Annotated in this window: 17 protein-coding genes; all 17 read right to left on the bottom strand. The window is 68.3% G+C overall.

The features are described 5' to 3' along the window. Positions 1–131: 131 nt before the first annotated feature. The 17 genes from OG494_RS04065 to OG494_RS03985 all read right to left on the bottom strand — a co-directional run bounded on the left by OG494_RS04065 (position 132) and on the right by OG494_RS03985 (position 14831). Positions 132–977, bottom strand: a complete 846-nt coding sequence (locus tag OG494_RS04065) for an N-6 DNA methylase (RefSeq protein WP_328452079.1) — start codon at positions 975–977, stop codon at positions 132–134. Positions 978–1159: 182 nt separating this feature from the next. Next, positions 1160–1888 (bottom strand): hypothetical protein, encoded by a 729-nt coding sequence (locus OG494_RS04060; RefSeq protein WP_328452077.1) that lies wholly within the window; start codon positions 1886–1888, stop codon positions 1160–1162. Between the two features lie 17 nt (positions 1889–1905). Then, positions 1906–2865 (bottom strand): hypothetical protein, encoded by a 960-nt coding sequence (locus OG494_RS04055; RefSeq protein ID WP_328452075.1) that lies wholly within the window; start codon positions 2863–2865, stop codon positions 1906–1908. Positions 2866–2974: 109 nt separating this feature from the next. Beyond that, complete coding sequence (locus OG494_RS04050; protein WP_328452073.1) at positions 2975–3673, bottom strand: hypothetical protein; 699 nt, start codon at positions 3671–3673, stop codon at positions 2975–2977. 19 nt (positions 3674–3692) lie between these two features. Further along, a complete protein-coding gene (locus OG494_RS04045) occupies positions 3693–3914 on the bottom strand; it encodes a hypothetical protein (protein ID WP_328452071.1) in 222 nt (73 codons plus the stop codon). Positions 3915–4293: 379 nt separating this feature from the next. Beyond that, the gene (locus tag OG494_RS04040; protein WP_328452069.1) at positions 4294–5085 is read right to left on the bottom strand and encodes a hypothetical protein; all 792 of its coding nucleotides are present in this window, start codon (positions 5083–5085) and stop codon (positions 4294–4296) included. A gap of 517 nt (positions 5086–5602) precedes the next feature. Further along, positions 5603–8254 carry a hypothetical protein gene (locus OG494_RS04035; protein WP_328452067.1) on the bottom strand — a complete coding sequence of 884 codons (2652 nt, stop codon included), beginning with the start codon at positions 8252–8254 and terminating at the stop codon, positions 5603–5605. Next, entirely contained in the window at positions 8251–8643 is a 393-nt protein-coding gene (locus OG494_RS04030) for a hypothetical protein (RefSeq protein ID WP_328452065.1), read from the bottom strand. Before OG494_RS04030 ends, OG494_RS04035 begins: the two co-directional genes overlap by 4 nt. Positions 8644–8655: 12 nt before the next feature. Beyond that, positions 8656–9096 carry a pilus assembly protein TadG-related protein gene (locus tag OG494_RS04025; protein WP_328452063.1) on the bottom strand — a complete coding sequence of 147 codons (441 nt, stop codon included), beginning with the start codon at positions 9094–9096 and terminating at the stop codon, positions 8656–8658. Next, positions 9093–9542, bottom strand: coding sequence for a TadE/TadG family type IV pilus assembly protein (locus OG494_RS04020; RefSeq protein ID WP_328452061.1), 450 nt, complete (start codon positions 9540–9542; stop codon positions 9093–9095). Before OG494_RS04020 ends, OG494_RS04025 begins: the two co-directional genes overlap by 4 nt. Beyond that, positions 9539–9970, bottom strand: a complete 432-nt coding sequence (locus OG494_RS04015; RefSeq protein WP_328452059.1) for a TadE/TadG family type IV pilus assembly protein — start codon at positions 9968–9970, stop codon at positions 9539–9541. Before OG494_RS04015 ends, OG494_RS04020 begins: the two co-directional genes overlap by 4 nt. 4 nt (positions 9971–9974) lie before the next feature. Further along, a complete protein-coding gene (locus tag OG494_RS04010) occupies positions 9975–10160 on the bottom strand; it encodes a hypothetical protein (protein ID WP_328452057.1) in 186 nt (61 codons plus the stop codon). Between the two features lie 37 nt (positions 10161–10197). After that, the gene (locus tag OG494_RS04005) at positions 10198–11091 is read right to left on the bottom strand and encodes a type II secretion system F family protein (protein ID WP_328452055.1); all 894 of its coding nucleotides are present in this window, start codon (positions 11089–11091) and stop codon (positions 10198–10200) included. Beyond that, the gene (locus tag OG494_RS04000) at positions 11088–11999 is read right to left on the bottom strand and encodes a type II secretion system F family protein (protein ID WP_328452053.1); all 912 of its coding nucleotides are present in this window, start codon (positions 11997–11999) and stop codon (positions 11088–11090) included. Before OG494_RS04000 ends, OG494_RS04005 begins: the two co-directional genes overlap by 4 nt. After that, positions 11996–13411 (bottom strand): CpaF family protein, encoded by a 1416-nt coding sequence (locus tag OG494_RS03995; protein WP_328452051.1) that lies wholly within the window; start codon positions 13409–13411, stop codon positions 11996–11998. Before OG494_RS03995 ends, OG494_RS04000 begins: the two co-directional genes overlap by 4 nt. Beyond that, positions 13408–14250 carry a chromosome partitioning protein gene (locus OG494_RS03990; protein ID WP_328452049.1) on the bottom strand — a complete coding sequence of 281 codons (843 nt, stop codon included), beginning with the start codon at positions 14248–14250 and terminating at the stop codon, positions 13408–13410. Before OG494_RS03990 ends, OG494_RS03995 begins: the two co-directional genes overlap by 4 nt. After that, the gene (locus tag OG494_RS03985; protein ID WP_328452047.1) at positions 14250–14831 is read right to left on the bottom strand and encodes a hypothetical protein; all 582 of its coding nucleotides are present in this window, start codon (positions 14829–14831) and stop codon (positions 14250–14252) included. Before OG494_RS03985 ends, OG494_RS03990 begins: the two co-directional genes overlap by 1 nt. Positions 14832–15043 lie beyond the last annotated feature (212 nt).

Raw genomic sequence — 15043 nt, 5'->3', positions numbered from 1 at the left:
CCGACTGAGGCTGCAGAAATATGCCGTTCACAGAGACCAATCGATCAAGCCTTCGATCGCACATCGGCCACCGCCTCGGCTGATTGCTTCATTCAGCGACGCAAGCCCTCCGTCTCACGAATCACTCGTGTTCAGAGCGATTTGATGAAAGCAACCATCGCGCTATCGCGCTGAAGCTCACGGCCAAGCTGGCGGAGCTCCTCCCGTTGCGCCAGCGCCACCTCTCGCCAGCCCCTCTCGAGCGTGTCGCCCGTGCGGAACACAATGTCGACCCCGAGGTTCCAGATCATGCTGTTGACGGTGGCGCAGGCGACGGCGAGCGCGTCGACGTCGCAGCCGATCCAGCGGACAGTGCGCGGGTCGCGGCCTCGTTCGCGCATGACCTCCGCCGCCGCGCGGAACATGCCGGCGGTCCCCATCATCGGGTCCGTCACGTTGCTGCACTCCCGGACGTCGGACATGCCGGCGAGGAGCTTTGTCACCGACTCGGGCGTGTAGAACTGACCGCGAGCCTTGAGAGCCGACTTGGGACGAAGAACGGTCAGCACGGTGCCGAGCAGGTCGACGTCGAACCGCCGTTCCGTACCGGTGAGGTGCGTTTGCCCTGCACGCAGCGCGGCCTGCGCGACGGCCAGCGCGTGGCCGCGCACGTCGCGGTCAGGATCATCGAAGATCCACGCGATCATCAGATGGAGGAGGTGCGTGATTTCGGCTCGGTGCCGGATGATCGATGACCACGGGTGCCGCGCGAAGTCATGGAAGGTGTCGGCGTCCCAGCTGAGCACCGATTCACTGACGTTGTGTCCACACGAATCTTTGTCCGGCAAGGCGGCGAGCGTGGCAACAACTGAAATCGGGATATCAAGCCGACCGGTTCCATAGGCTCGGTACCATGCGGACTCGACTGCCGTGGCGATCTTATGCGCAAATTGCCCAGCATCGACAGAGGTAGAGATTGCACGACGGGATGAAGACACGGGAGTTCCCTCCAGTTATCAGAGGCACAGCACGGCGTCACACCGCAGGTACGAGCCGTGCGCTAGACTGCTGGCTCGCGCACCCTTCTGGGGTGTGCGGTGTTGGAGCCCGGCGGGTGGTTGCCGCGCCTCTCCGGAGGTGTTCACCCGCCGGGCGCTACTAACAAGTTCGGAATCGGATTTCAGCGGTCCCAGTTGCGCCGCTCGATATGCGTTACATCGGTCTGCGCCGCCGCGGCAATAGCATCGGGCCAGCGAAGCCCCTTTGCTTCGTAATGCTGCACCGCGTCAGCCAAGGCTTCGGCTCGCGGCGTGAGTCGCCAGCCGAGCGACCGGAACAGCGTGACCGCCCGGGTCTCCCGCGCGCAGGTCGCGGTGACGGCGTCCACGCGCAGATCTGCGGCCACGTGACCGAACAGCGTCGCCGGGTATCCGTCGAGGAACAGCGGTGTGCCGGGCGGCGACCAGCCGGGCAACGGCGTCATCTCGGGTGGGTGCTGACGCCCGACGTGGCGGGCCACGGCCAGCAAGGCCATGTCGCCGAGCGCCAGGTCGTCCTCGGCGTTGTCGATCTGGTGCGCCAGGCTGGCTGCGGCTCGGATGGCGTCACCCCACGTCCAGGACGCTTCGAACTCCTCCGAGAGCCGCGCCAGGCGAGCTGCCTTCTCGGTGAGCCGGAATCCGAACGCCGGATAGCCGGCCGAGGCTCCGGTGAAGCCGTCGAGGTATTCGGGGGTAGCCCCGAGGCCCTGCAGGACGTGGCCGTGCAAGCCGAGCGGGTCGTGGTCGTCGAAGGCGGATGCGGTTGACATGCCAGCGGGTGGATGCGTTCGCCGTTGCGCCCCGGCGTGGTTGGTGACGTAGCGAAGGCGGCCATAGAGCTCGGCGCAGCCCAGGATTGAAGGAATCATGGCGCGTCCCGGCCTATTCACGCGACTGCGGGAACGCCGTGCGAAGCAGCCAGATCCTCGAGAGTCGCCACGGGTGAAGCTGCCGCGTGGCCAAGCCGGTCCAGGATCCGATCTTCAACGCGGAGTACGCACTCCGCCGAAGTGCGTGCCGTCTCGCGATCGGCCGCCCAACCGGCGACGTAGGGCACGGAGTACGCCAGCGTGTCCATTCCGCATACCGCGGCGACGATGCAGGCCACTGACTCGGCCTCGACCTCCAGCACATGCCGCGGCGTGGTGGCCAGACGGGTTTCGTGGTCGCACCGGATGTGTGCCAGCTCGTGCGTCAGCGTCTTAGCCGCCTGCGCGGGTTCGACGTCGTCGCGCACGGTCACGCGTCGCTCGGAGAAGACGGTTCGGCCGAAGGCGCCGCCGCAGTCTCCACGCTCGACCGTGAAGCCGCATGCGCCGATCTGGGCGGCGACACCGTCCCACAGGCCGCGTGGCGCGTCACCGCACAGCGCGATCGGTTCCGGCGGGGACGGCTGCGCGGCCCGCGGATCCCCCTGCAGTTGGGAGACGTCGACGACCGGCACGAGCATGAATCCCGACAACGCGGGCGCCTTGTCCGGATCCGTCTCGGCGCCTTCGGTCGGTTTGGTGTTCTCGTCTTCGGTCGTCCTTCGGAAGCACGGCTTCCAGATCTTGATCTTGTGCGTGCCCTTGCGCATGAAGCCGTAGCCTTCGCGCTTCCATTCCGAAAGCGGCCGCACGTCGGTGGCTTCGGGGCACTGCTGCAGGATCATGATCAGGTTGTAGCGGCGCAGCCAGGCGCGTGAGGTGATCAGCTGCTGCCAGCCGTCGGCGGTCATCAGCTTGTCCACGCCCTCCAGCAGCTGGTCGCGGGCGGCCGCGAGGCGCTCGGCGCGTTCTTCGGGCGAAACCGTGCGTGGGGCCTTCGTTGCGGCCCTGGACGGTCGACGGGGTGTGCGCGTCATGACGGATCCCTTCGGATGATTTCGGTGCGGTGTTGGTGGTTCGGTGGTGTGCCGGGGTTGCCGTCCCGGAACACCACGGCTGTGCGTGGTTCTCGTTGTTCGCGAGCTGTCAGCTTTTGGCGCGTTCCCACTCGAAGTCGGCGCCGATCGCGAACCGGCCGTCCGCCTCTAGGACGACTTGCGTCGGCACGTATCCGTCCTGGATTGCGGCGAGCGGATCAAGAAGCATGATCGTGTTGTCCTCCCAGTACGCCACTGTGGCGCCTGGGTACTGCCGCCCGCAGGCGTTGAGCCAGGCGACTACGACGACCGCGACGTCGGGGCGGAAGCGCGGGGTCCCGGACCGGCTCCAGCCGGACACGGGGTCCACCTGGGCCGGGAAGCCGGGATCGCTGCCGGTGGCGTTGATCTTGACCAGGACTTCGCCCGCTTCGGGCGCGAGCCGGTAAGCACCGGCGAGCAACGCTTGCTCGGCGGCGACGTCGGCGGCTGGTGCGGTCAGTTCCCATTCCCACGCACCGGCGCCGATCGGGTACCGGCCATCGGCGCCCGGTTCGATACGTTCCGCGCGACCGGCCGCGGTTTCGGTGATGGCGACTGCCTCGCCGTCGAATGCGGCGGCGATGGCACCGTTGCATTCGCTCAGCCAGGCGACCATGGCTTCAGCCGTCGCGCGGCTGATGCGCGGCCGAGCGAACCCGTTCCAACGCTTGTGCTCGATCAAGGCCGGGAAGACGACGCCGGAGTCGGCCACGGTCACGTAGACCTCGCCGGGCTGGGCGCGGTCGAATGCTGGCGCTGTGTTCATCAGAAGCCTCCGTAGGCGTTCAGGCAGCGGGAGGGACGGAACGCAGATGCCGAGTCGGCGCGTAGGTGCCGACGACGTGGGTTCCTTCGTGCAGCACCGTCAAGGCGGCGTGCGGCATCGGTTCTCCGGTGTACGGGGTGTGCATGATCAGCCGTCCGGCGAGGTCGCCTTCGGCGTCGTCCGGCACGCGCCGGATGGTGAAGGTGAAGGCGCCGCGCGGGTCCCCAACCGAAATGGACACCGTGACCGAGTCTTCGGATTCGTCGGTGTGGACGGCCGCACTGTTGCACCAGGACAGCGGGATCCGCTCGGGATCGTGCGGTCCCTCGCCGTAGTCGGGTCGGTTTCGGCCGTCGGCTCGAAGTCGGCACACGCGGTGTCGCCGGACGTCGATTCGTAGCCGTCGGGGGTCTCGGCCAGTTCCTCCCCGCACGCTCGGCACCGATGAGTCGGAGCCGAGTCCGTGTCGAACTGCAGGGTGATCGATTCGGCGACGTCGTCGGACAGCCCCATCGGGGTTCCGTCCACGGAGAGCACAGCGAACATTGCAGCCTCACAAGGAAGTAGAGGTGAGCGCACGGCCCACGAAGACGCGGGACCGCCCGCGCAACGGCGAAAGATCAGAAGATGGAGAAGCCGACGCGACCGGTAGCGCATGCCGTGCACGCGACGGTGCCGGATTCGTCGTCGATCTCGGCGGCGTCGTCGAAGTCCCAGGCGTCGCCGTCGCAGTCGTCGGGCCGGAAGTGCCACGATCCCGACTCCGCCGACCAGCGCATCCCGCACGATCTGCACCCGGCAAGACAGGTTGACGCGCCGAATCCGTCGATTTCGAACAGGGAGCACAGCAAGTCGTCGCTGTCCCCTGAGATGCCGGCGACGCCGACCAGGGCCGCCGTGAAGTCGCCCGTCTCGCCGACCAGGTACCACCCGGCCGGGACGGTGTAGGCGCGTTCGGTGATCTCCCACCAGTCGGCGTACGCGTGCCCGTATCGGATCGCTCGGCTGTTGGCTTCCCGGGAAAAGCGGTAGTCGACGCCGACGAGCACGAAGGGCCGGACGACGTGCACGGCCGTCACTGTGCGTCCCTCGGACAGGTAGGTCTGGCCCGCGTCTTCCTGCAGCACCTCGCGCGTGTCGACGTACCCGGCCGCCTGCATCTCATCCAACACGCCGGACACGGACCGGTCGGCGACGTCGGAATACTTGGGCGCGTCCGGCCGGAAGTCCGCAACTTCGATACGCGCGTACGGCTCAACGGCGTACACACACTCCGCGTACGTGGCGAACTTCAGCGCATCGTGGAGCCGTCGCCCCCAAGGGTGGTCAGAGCTGCCCACCAGGGCTTGAATGGTTTCCGCCGCGTCGACGGTAAGGGAAAATTGGGACACGCACGCCTCAAACATGGTCATCACTGAGCCTTCAGTCAGGTGAGCGGTGTTGGTTAGCGAACCGGAGAGTTTGGGGTTGCCGTCCCGCTCTCTCCTACAATCCATTTTAGGACTGAGCCACAGAAAATCAAGACCCCCAACGGTTATTTCACGACAATTATGCGCCCTCCACAGAGCTCACCGAGCCAGGCCAAGAGGTCGACAGATGAAAGCAAACACTCAGGTCAGCCCGCCGCCGAAACATATAAGAGCGAATACCGAAATAACAAAGAACAAGATAAATAGAGCACGATAGGTAAAGACGCGAAGATGAGTGAAAGGGTTTGCTCGAATGCATTCGATTACACGTCAACGAAGCTGTCGGCAGCGCGCCCTTACCGACTGTTCACATGCCTGCCGGCATCCGAGTCGGGCGTCACATCGGTAGGCACCATAAGCGTGTCGAACTGCCGCTTCATATGCTGGCGGGGCTACCGCTCTAACAGGCACCGCGAGAAGACCGTCGCCAGGACCTTCCGGAGGTAGCTCCCTCCGCCGATCAACTAGCTGCCGCACCGCCGGCGGCATCCTTCCACCGCGCGCTGCCTCGACGCTGGAGGAAATCCGCGAGATTGAGGGTCTCGGCGCTCACCTGCTGGTCGATCTCTGCGAGCGTCGTGGTCAGGAGCGCGACGGTCCGCGGAATAGCCGCGTACTGGCCCAACCGTGCCTGCATACGAATGATATCGCGGTAGACGCCTTCATTGTACTGGTCGAACTTGCGAGCTCGTTCGAGCAGAACCAGCGCGGTCTCCGGGGAGATGTCGCCGTCGGCGCGGATCAGCGCGCCAAGCGCATCCAAGACGTCTCGGCGGACGGACTCCCGGAAGGGTTCGATCCACTGGGCGAGCAGATCCTCGGCGAGGTCACCGCGATACAGCTCGACCGCGTCGCGGAGGCCGGCATTGCCGTGCTCGTCAGGTGGGCGCTGCGCCTGCAGAACGCGCCGCAGCTGCCAGAAGTCGAGGTCGAGGAGTTCGTCGCTGAGCCGGTAGCGGCCGTCCTCGTTGAGGACGAGGTTGCCCGGCTGGCCGTCGGTGGCGTCGGCGAGCGCGCGGCGCAGCGTCGAGAGGGTGTTGTGGAATGAGTTGTACGGCCGCGGCGGGCGGCTGTCGGGCCAGACGGCCTCGTTGAGGACCTCGCGCCGGACTCCCTGGGGATGCAGCGCGAGGAAGACGAGGACTTCGCGCTGTTTCGGCGTGAACGCGCCGCCCAGCTCGTGATCACCTGTTTCATCCCGTACGGCGAGTTGGACTTGACCCAGCACACGCAGGAACAGACGGGGCTGCTTGGTGCCGACCGGCGGTTCCTCGCGGGTAGCAGGCTGGTTGTTGTCGACGTGCTGCTCCTCCTGCTCGATCGAGCTGCTCGCCTCGACCTCCGTCGATCGCTGCTCGGGAACCGGTTCACGAGCCGGTTCGGCGGCGCTCTCCGCAGCTCGGAGCACTTCGAGGAGAGAGGCGGCGTCGGCAGCCGGAACATTGAACAGGCGCGTACCTGTGAGGACGTCGTCGATCCCGGGGCTGGTCGCGCTGACGGTGCCGTCCTGGCGGACGAGCAGAGTCGCCCCGCGACGCCACTGGCCGAGGAGCACGCCGGCCAGGCCGAGCGTCGAGCCGTTGTCGAGGACGGCTTGCAGCCGACGATCAGCGTGGGATGCCGGGCTGGCGAGCAGTACGAGCAAAGGTACAGCGGGCCGAGCTCCGGCCTCCTCGATCGCGTGGCGAGTACGAGTCAGCAGTGCCGCCTCCATCTCGTCGAGCGCGGCATCGAGCGTCGCGACGACGTGAACGCTGGTCGGCAGGTCCTCAACGGCGATGCCGTCGAAAACCAGACGCAAGTCGTCAACGGGCACGATCACGCCGACGCCGTTGCCAGGCTGCTCGGCGAGCAGGTGCAGGAGCAGCGCGCGAGCGGCCGCGGTCGCTCCGGCGCCGGCGAGGCCAAGCCCGCGGGTGCTGGCGAGGCTCAGGGCCAGTTCGCGACGTTCTCGAACGCCGATCTTCGCGGGCACCTGGTCCAGCTCGCCGCTGAGTTCCGGCTCCTCCGGTGATGCCAGGTCGACGAGCTCGGCAACTTCACCAGGCCGCAGGTCGCCGTCGTCGTGCGCGGCGCAGAGGGCGCGGACCACGGGGGCGATCGGGCGCTGGAGGTCGGCACGGTCGCCGCTTCCGATCTGATAGCGGCGCCGGCGCCACATCCTGGTCGACGCCACGGCCGCGGCGATCGCTCCGGCGAGGCCGAAACTGACAAAGACGCCCGTCACCAGATCCACGGCAGGCTCGGGACGGTCTTCGCGGTGCTCCCCGGCCGCGGTTGGTTCCGGAGTGGGCGTCGTCGGCGAAGTGGTCGTTGGAGGTGGTGGTTGTCGGGGCGGCGCTGACGGATGCTCCTGGTTGGGCGCCGGGATGTACGCGGTGATCTTCCAGCCGGGCCGCACGAGGTTGGGCTTCGTCAGCGCACGTCCGTCGGGCTGCTCCACGCCGCGGTTCAGCTGAAAGAGCTCGGGCCAACGGCTGCCGCCACCAGGACCGTAGAGGCGCTCGGCGACGCGCCACAGGCTGTCGTAGACCCCGTCGTGTGGGAGTCGGACTTCCTCGGTGACCTGGACCATGCCGGCCGGAGCAGGCGCAGCGGGATCGATAACCACGCTGGTCGCCTGTGGTGCCGGACCTGGGTCCGGGGATGTGACGACGGCGACCGGCCGGAGGCCGACGGTGAGCGCCGCGGTGCCCGCAAGCGGCGCCGAGTACGAGCTTCGGCTGCCGAGCAGGGTAAGCACGATGGTCCCGACGAGGACCGCGGCGACCCCGCGCAGTGGGCCGGGCCGGCGACTTGGCCACGTCATTCCGCGCGCCGCGTCGACGGAGCAGCGGAGGACGTCCAGAACGAAGAAGAACCAGACGATCCAGCAGACCACCGCCAAGGTGTTCAGCAGGAAGCGGACGCTCATTGGGTTGAGCAGGGTCGCCTGGATCTCGTCCCAGGTCGGCAGCTGGTCCGGTAGCGGCCAGCCTACGAAGCGCACCAGAGCCCAAGGCAGGCCCGCCACGAGGCCGACCAGGGCACCGGACGCGAGCAGTCCGCGGACACACCGGAGTGCCGCGGCGAACACCCGCGTCCGGCGCGAGAGGGGCGGTTGCGCGGTCACGGCACCGGTACGGGAGCCTGTGTGGACGCATCGGCGGCCGACATCCGCGTCCCGGCGACCGTCGGCGGCGCGCTCGGACTGATTTTTGGGGTAGGCGTGCTCGCAGTCTGCCGCTTGCGCCTGGCCCGGGTCGTCTTGCGACCGTCGCGCCACTGGGCGAGGTCGGCAGCCGGGACATTGGTGAACTTGGCCAGCTCGTCGATGCCGATGACGTCGCTCGCTCCGACGAGGACGTCCCCGAGCTTCCGGTCGATCTCGCTGAGCTTCTCGGCCAGTTCAGTCCGCTGCTGCACGAGTTCGCCGACCCGCCGCGCGGCCTCAGTCCTCTTCGCGCTCCGGGCTGCGTCAGCCTCCTCGATGCGGCGTTCGATCTCTTCTGTAGTCACCATTTTCGTGTCCTCTCATGGAAGTACGCCGGCGATTCCGCGCTGTGGTTCAGCTTGTCCGGCTCCGGTTAGGGTGATCGAGGCGATGCTGACGAGCCCGAGCAGCTGGGTGGGCTGGTCGATGGTGACGGTTACGGCGACCTTGTTGCCGGTGACCGACACGCTGCCGGTGTGCCCCGCGGCGTCGAGGTAACTCCGGGCCGCTGCGCCCGCCCGCTGCGGGACCAGGCGCAGCGAGCCGTCGGCGCGGTACGCAGCCAGATCGATCTCCTGGGCGCCGGCCCGCGCGGCCTCCTGCGCCTCGCCGATCGCGCGGACCTTGGCGGCCAGTGCCAGCCCGCCATCGAGCACGAGGCCGGCGAAGAGGAGGGCCGCGAGCGCGATCGTAACGACGAAGGCGGTTACCCGGCCTTCTTCATCGTCGCGCAGCCGACGTAGCACTGCGATCGACCTCATGTCGTACCTCCAGAGGTGCCTCGCCAGACGTCGACTGGCGAGGAGAGGGTGGACTCGAACGTCCGGCTGCCGGGCACGCCGAGCGAGGTCAGGTCGCCTAATCCGACGCTGCACGTCACGGTGACGGTCACCGTGGCCCCAGGTTTGAGCCCCTGGGTTTCGGCGGACACCGACAGCGATTGGCATGCGATCCCGGCTGAGCGCAAGGCCGCGCTGGCGGTGGCCTGGGCGTTGGCGGTGGCTTGCGATGGACTGCGGGCCAGGGTGGCGGCGCGGGCGGCCTGGTGGGCGACGTCGTTGACCCGCAGCTTGGTATCGGCCAGCCGACCGCAGAAGACGACGAACAGCAAGAGCAGGATCAGCACGGGGGTCAGGAGGGTGAGCTCGGCTGCGGCGGATCCCCGGTCGTCCCGCCGTAGCGCAAGGAGGCTGCGGGCCGCGGTCATGGTGTCACCGCCCCGGCTCCGCTTGGCGGGGTGAATTTCTCCACTGGCCCAACGGCTTCTGCGTGGACCGCGAGGGTTGTGAACGGGATCAGGCTGGTCACGGTTCCTGTGACCGTCACGGATACCTGGGCAGCTCGACGCTGGACGTTCACCGAGGTCTCCCGCAACGGTCCGTTGCCCAGTTGTGTGAGGACTCGTTGTCCCTCGGTGTCCCCCGTGCCTGAGCTGCCGCCGGAGATTCGTGCCGCGGACAGTGCCTGGGACGCAGCGGCTTGAGCAATGTGGACGGCGTGCATGTACAGCGCAAATTGAGCGATGAGCAGAACCAGCAGCAACAGCAGCGGGGTGGCGATGACGAGCTCGGCCGTGCCGGCGCCGCGCTCATCCGTGCGAAGTCGGCGCAGTACGTTTCGAGGCATCGTGGTCATCGGCCTAGAGGTTGATGCCGTTGGCCTTCTCGGTCACCTTGGCGACGATGATTGCAACCACGGCAATCGCCAGGAGGACCAAGGCAGCGGTCACCACGACGGCTTCGGTTGAGTAGCCGCCTTCGTCATGACGGAGCTGTTCCAGCTCGGCACGGACGCGGGCGATCAGAATCTGAACTTCGTTCAACATCAGCTTCTCCTTGAAAGTACAACGGTCTGAAGTGGACTCATAAGCCAGCCAGCACGCTGGCAAGGGCGGGATATCCGATGAAGACGAGGAAGCCGATGAACAGCATCACCACGGGCAGGCTCATCCGTTCGGTCGCTGCCTGGGCATCGCCTTCGGCATCGGTGAGTTCGCGAGTACGTAGTGCTGCGGCCTTGGCCGCGAGGCTCGCGCGGACGCGGGCGCCTTCGGTACCCGCGAGGCTGACCGACGCTGCGAGCTCGGCGAGCTGATGCACGTCGAGTTCGCCACCAAGCTGACCGAGGGTGGCCCACGGCGTGGTGCGGGTCAGCTTGGCTGTAACCAGGGCGCGACGAAGTTGCTGGAACGCCCAGCCTTTTCCGATCCCGACCGCATCCGACAGCGCGCCGTCGACACCGGCGCCGCCCGCCAGTAGCACCCGGATGAGGTTCAGGTAGGCCGACAACGCGTGTCGGAAGGTGGAGCGGCGCCGCTCGGCTTCCTTTCGAACGCGGATGTCCGGGAGCAGGAATCCGCCGAGCCCGAAGAGGAGACCGGCGACCGCGGGAACTTCCCAGGCGAGGCCGGCGTCGGCCACGACGAGCAGCACCTGCATCACGGTCGGCGGCAGCAACCCGGCCAACGCCAGCGCTGCCTTCTCCGCCAGGTGGTGCTCAATGCCCTTACCGGTGACCGCGAGGTCGTTGCGCAGCTTGCCGTGTGGCAATCTGAGGGCGACCAGCGGCTTGACGAACGGACGGCCCACCCGCAGCGCCCAACCGTCGGATTCCGCGGTGAGGATCGGCGGTGGCGCTGGCGCCGCGTGCAGCCGGTCGACCAGGGCCCGCAGCGGCGGCTGCGGCGGGAAGACGTAAACCACGAGCGCCCACAAGCCGACGCCGAGCCCGACTCCCCACAGCAACGCCTCGATCATGATGACGCTCCCTTCCCGGTGAGCAGGTCATCGACGTCGGCGTCGTGCTGGCGGATCGCGCTCAGCTCGGTCAGGAACCTCTCGGGTTCGCGCTGGCGCACGATCCGCCCGAGCCAGGTGAAGGCGACCGTGAAAAGCAGGCCGACGAGCAGCAGCATGATCTGCCCGAACGCGGAGTCGTAGGGCACCAAATAGCCGCGGTTGAGCAGCACCAACCCGACTGCGAAGACCAACGTGGTGATCACGACGACCCGCACGCTGGTCCGGGTGCGAGCACGGCCGGCCTCAACCCGCATGCGCATCGACGCCTGTTCACGGGCCTCGGCAGCGAGTTCGCCGAGCAAGTCGGCCAGTTGCCGGGCCTGGTGCTCGGCGGCCAGCACGAGTGCGGAGATCACCAGGTCGGCGGTCGGGTCACGGAGCTGGCCGGCGAGGTGCCGCAGGGAGGGTGCGAGGCGTTCGCCGCGTTCCAGCCGGACGGCCAGCTCGGTGATCTCCTCGCTGATCGGCGCTGGGCAGGCCGGAGCGGTGGCGAGGATGGCCTGCTCCAGTCCGGCCGCGGCGACGAGGGTGTCGCGCAGCATCTCCGTCCACCCCGCGATCGCCTCGATGCGTTCGAGCTGGCGCTGGTGGTCGACGTTCGAGCCGAAGATCCGCGGCAGGCCGGCCACCGCGACCACGGCCAGGATGCCGCCGACCACCCAGCCGGTGACCACGCCGACCGCCAGGCCGGCGAGCACGGCCATGACGAGCAGGCCGACCTGCTTCCGGTCGTGCCGTGCGACCAGCCAGGTGCTCAGCCGGGACGACGCCTCCACACGCGCGGGTCGACCGCGCAGACCAGCGACAATCAGCAGGGTCCCGACGGCGACACCGCCTCCGAGCACGCCAAGCAAGACGACGCTCATGGCGTCCACCAGCCTTCACGCCGCTCGAAAAGGTCCGGGTCGTAACCTGCCTCGGCCAGCAGGTCGACGGTGTCGGTGCGCAGCGGCGCGCCGGGCACCGCCCGCAGGTCTGGGCCGGGCCGCCAGACCTCGTTGCTGATGATCTGGGCGCCATCGGCACCGACGACTTCGCGGATCGAGGAGACAACACGCTTGCTGAGGTCGTCGCGGGGCTTTTCCAGGTGCACCACGAAATGCAGCGCGGCGGCGACCAGGAGGTTGGTGGCCTCCATCGGCAGCCGCTCGGGCCCCTGCACCGCGTAGGCGGCGAGCTTGGTGAACGCGCCCTGGCTGCTGGAGGAGTGCAGGGTGCCCATGCTGCCGTCGTTGCCCATGGACATCGCGTTGGTCAGCGGGATGACCTCGGGGCCGCGGACTTCCCCGACGATGACCCGGTCCGGGCTCATCCGCAGGGACTGCCACACGAGGTCCGACAGCGAGATCTCGCCCTGGCCCTCGATGTTCGGTTCGCGGGCCTGCAGCGCCACCACATCCGGGTGGACCTCGGCGTCCTCGCCGAGGCCGAGCTCGAAGACGTCCTCGATGGTCACCAGGCGCTCCCACGGCGGGATCGCCGAGGCCAGGCCGCGCAGCATGGTCGTCTTGCCGATCGCCGTGCCGCCGGTGACGAGGATGTTGCGCTTCGCATTCACGAGGGCTTTCAGGAAGCTCTCGAGGGCGAGGTCAATCGTCCCGTTCTTGCGCAGGTCGGCCAAGGTGACCTTCGTGAACCGGTGCCGGCGGATCGACACCGACGGCCGCGCGGTCACCGCCATGACCGCCGAGACGCGCGCGCCGCCGGGCAGCTGGAAGTTCACAATCGGGCTGCCGCGGTCGAACCTTCGCTCCTCCACGCCGGAGCGGGTCGCCAGGTCCCGGATTAGCTCGATCAGCTCGGTGTCGGAACCGACTACCGGAGGCAAACGCTTGCGACCGCCGTCGGCGCGCTTGACGAAGACGCGGTCGCCGTTGATGTTGATGTTCTCGATGTCGGTGTCGGCGAGCAGCGGTTCCAGGCCGGCCAGGCCGAAGACCTCGTCGAGGACCTGGCGGATCACGCGCTGCTCGACCTCGGGGGCCACAAGCATCCCGCCAGCCGCGGAGTTGCGCAGCTCGGCCTGTGCGTGCGCTTCGGCCGCGTCGGTCAGGATGGCCTCGGCCAGGCGACGGCGTGCCGGTGCGTCCATCGGCGGCCGACCGGCGGACTCGTCGGCCCGGACGCGGTCGCTGAGCTGGCTGGACAGCTCGTCGCGTAGGTGCAGCCGCAGCCGTTCCACCGCCGCGGTCTCACCGGCGGGCCGGTGCGGAAGGTCTGTCGGCCCAGGCACGTGCGGGCGGCCGTTGACCGGCACGGCCAGGTCGGGGCGCGTCATGGCGTCGCACCGTTCCGGATGTGCGGGCCGACCCGCTGCGGGGGTACGCCTGGAACCGACTCGCCGACAACCGCCAGCCGCAGGTGCGGTGGCCGGCTTCCGTCGGTGGTGGTCGGCTGGTGCCCGTGCGCGTGGAGGTTGAGCGCGATCATTGCTGCGGCCCGGCCGAGCGCGGACTTGTCCGCCCCACGCCGGCTCGTGCCCTGGCCGCTGAGCATCGCCGCGCCCTTGGTGTCGGCGGGCACCCGGCCCATCACCGGGATCTGCAGCGTCTGCGAGACCTCCGCGGTCGGGTAGCCGTCGCCCACCAGGACGAGGCACGGTCGGCGTGACCACTGCTGGGCGGCCTGAAGCTTGAGCGCGACGTGCGCGAGCTCGTCGTCGTGCGGGCGCGCGAGCAGCAACATCGCATCCGCACCGCGGACGATCGGCAGCGCCAGAGAACCGGGATCGACCCGGCCGCAGTCGGCGATGACCACGATGTCCGGCTGGTCGGCCGCGCGACGCAGCGGCGACGAGCCTCCGGAGGCCAGCACCGCGAGCGCTGCACGAGCTTGTTCAGCGCCGACCGGTCCAGGCACGACCCGCAGGCCGCCCGGCAGAGGCTGGGAGTGCTGGACGAGCAGGTTCGGGTCGGCACCTCCACGGCCTCGGGCCGCTGCGGCCAAGCTGACCAGGCCCGGAGTGTCGGGCAGCCGGAAGCGGGCCATCAGGTCGCCGCCGGCCGGGTCGGCTTCGACGACGATCGGACTCCGCTGGGTCGGCCAGCAGGCCCCGAGTGCGGTCGCCAGGGTGGTCGCACCGGGCGAGCCTTTGAGGGAGCAGACGGCGATCAGCATCAGCGTCCTCCCCCGGCAATCGCCACGAGGCTGAGCTGGCCCGCCGGGGCCGAAGCCAACGCGCGAGCGTTGGCTTCGGCCAGCTGCAAGGAGACCACGGTGACCTGCTCGGTCTCCCGGGCAGCGACGGCGGACACCACCGCGGTCCATGACGACGTCTGGCCGACCGGCGTTCCGACAGCTGGGCTTTGCCCCGGCGTCGCGAGGACGGCCACCGTAGTTCCGGGCGCCAGGTCGGGCGGAAACTGTCCCGGCTTCAGCCCCACCGCCGCGACACCCTTGCCGGGCGCAGGAACCTGGGGAACGCCGAGGACCGAGCGCGTCACCAACGAGCCGACGGGCAGGCTGAATGCCACCGGCCGGCCGACCACAGTGGACGCTGCCGACGCGGGCAGAACGTCCATTCCGGAGTCCACCGCCATGCTGACCTGCTTGAGATCCTGAACATCGAGAAGCTGGCCCACGGCAACGGCACGGGCAAGCGCGACGACGCTTTCGCGGTCGCCGAGCTGCATCCCGGCGAATACGCCTCCGGCCGAGCAAACGGCGACCAGCAGGACGCCGAGCAACAGGTGGGGCACGCTGCGGCGTCGACCTCCACCACTCAGGCGTGCGGGCGTCTTGCTATCACGGCTCGCCCACGAGTTCAGCGACGCGGGTTTCACGTCCGAGCTGGTTGAACTTGCGGTAGTTGTCACCACCGACCTCCTCAAGGCATGACGCCATCGCGACGCGTCGACTCGGGTGTTCGACGTGCCTTTTCTCAAACGAGGGTTGTGTTGTGCGTGCCGGG

This window comes from Amycolatopsis sp. NBC_00438, assembly GCF_036026695.1.
Classification (GTDB): Bacteria; Actinomycetota; Actinomycetes; order Mycobacteriales; family Pseudonocardiaceae; genus Amycolatopsis.
The sequence above is the reverse complement of the archived record's forward strand: the minus strand, read 5'-3'. Positions and strand labels throughout refer to the sequence as shown.

What these genes read in the sequence shown, in the direction of transcription:
- OG494_RS03995 (WP_328452051.1), bottom strand. Translation starts at nt 13,411, where the DNA reads ATGACGCGCCCCGACCTGGCCGTGCCGGTCAACGGCCGCCCGCACGTG.
- OG494_RS04055 (WP_328452075.1), bottom strand. Translation starts at nt 2,865, where the DNA reads ATGACGCGCACACCCCGTCGACCGTCCAGGGCCGCAACGAAGGCCCCA.
- OG494_RS04050 (WP_328452073.1), bottom strand. Translation starts at nt 3,673, where the DNA reads ATGAACACAGCGCCAGCATTCGACCGCGCCCAGCCCGGCGAGGTCTAC.
- OG494_RS04030 (WP_328452065.1), bottom strand. Translation starts at nt 8,643, where the DNA reads ATGGTGACTACAGAAGAGATCGAACGCCGCATCGAGGAGGCTGACGCA.
- OG494_RS04020 (WP_328452061.1), bottom strand. Translation starts at nt 9,542, where the DNA reads ATGACCGCGGCCCGCAGCCTCCTTGCGCTACGGCGGGACGACCGGGGA.
- OG494_RS04005 (WP_328452055.1), bottom strand. Translation starts at nt 11,091, where the DNA reads ATGATCGAGGCGTTGCTGTGGGGAGTCGGGCTCGGCGTCGGCTTGTGG.
- OG494_RS04040 (WP_328452069.1), bottom strand. Translation starts at nt 5,085, where the DNA reads ATGACCATGTTTGAGGCGTGCGTGTCCCAATTTTCCCTTACCGTCGAC.
- OG494_RS03990 (WP_328452049.1), bottom strand. Translation starts at nt 14,250, where the DNA reads ATGCTGATCGCCGTCTGCTCCCTCAAAGGCTCGCCCGGTGCGACCACC.
- OG494_RS04015 (WP_328452059.1), bottom strand. Translation starts at nt 9,970, where the DNA reads ATGACCACGATGCCTCGAAACGTACTGCGCCGACTTCGCACGGATGAG.
- OG494_RS04060 (WP_328452077.1), bottom strand. Translation starts at nt 1,888, where the DNA reads ATGATTCCTTCAATCCTGGGCTGCGCCGAGCTCTATGGCCGCCTTCGC.
- OG494_RS04025 (WP_328452063.1), bottom strand. Translation starts at nt 9,096, where the DNA reads ATGAGGTCGATCGCAGTGCTACGTCGGCTGCGCGACGATGAAGAAGGC.
- OG494_RS04010 (WP_328452057.1), bottom strand. Translation starts at nt 10,160, where the DNA reads ATGTTGAACGAAGTTCAGATTCTGATCGCCCGCGTCCGTGCCGAGCTG.
- OG494_RS04000 (WP_328452053.1), bottom strand. Translation starts at nt 11,999, where the DNA reads ATGAGCGTCGTCTTGCTTGGCGTGCTCGGAGGCGGTGTCGCCGTCGGG.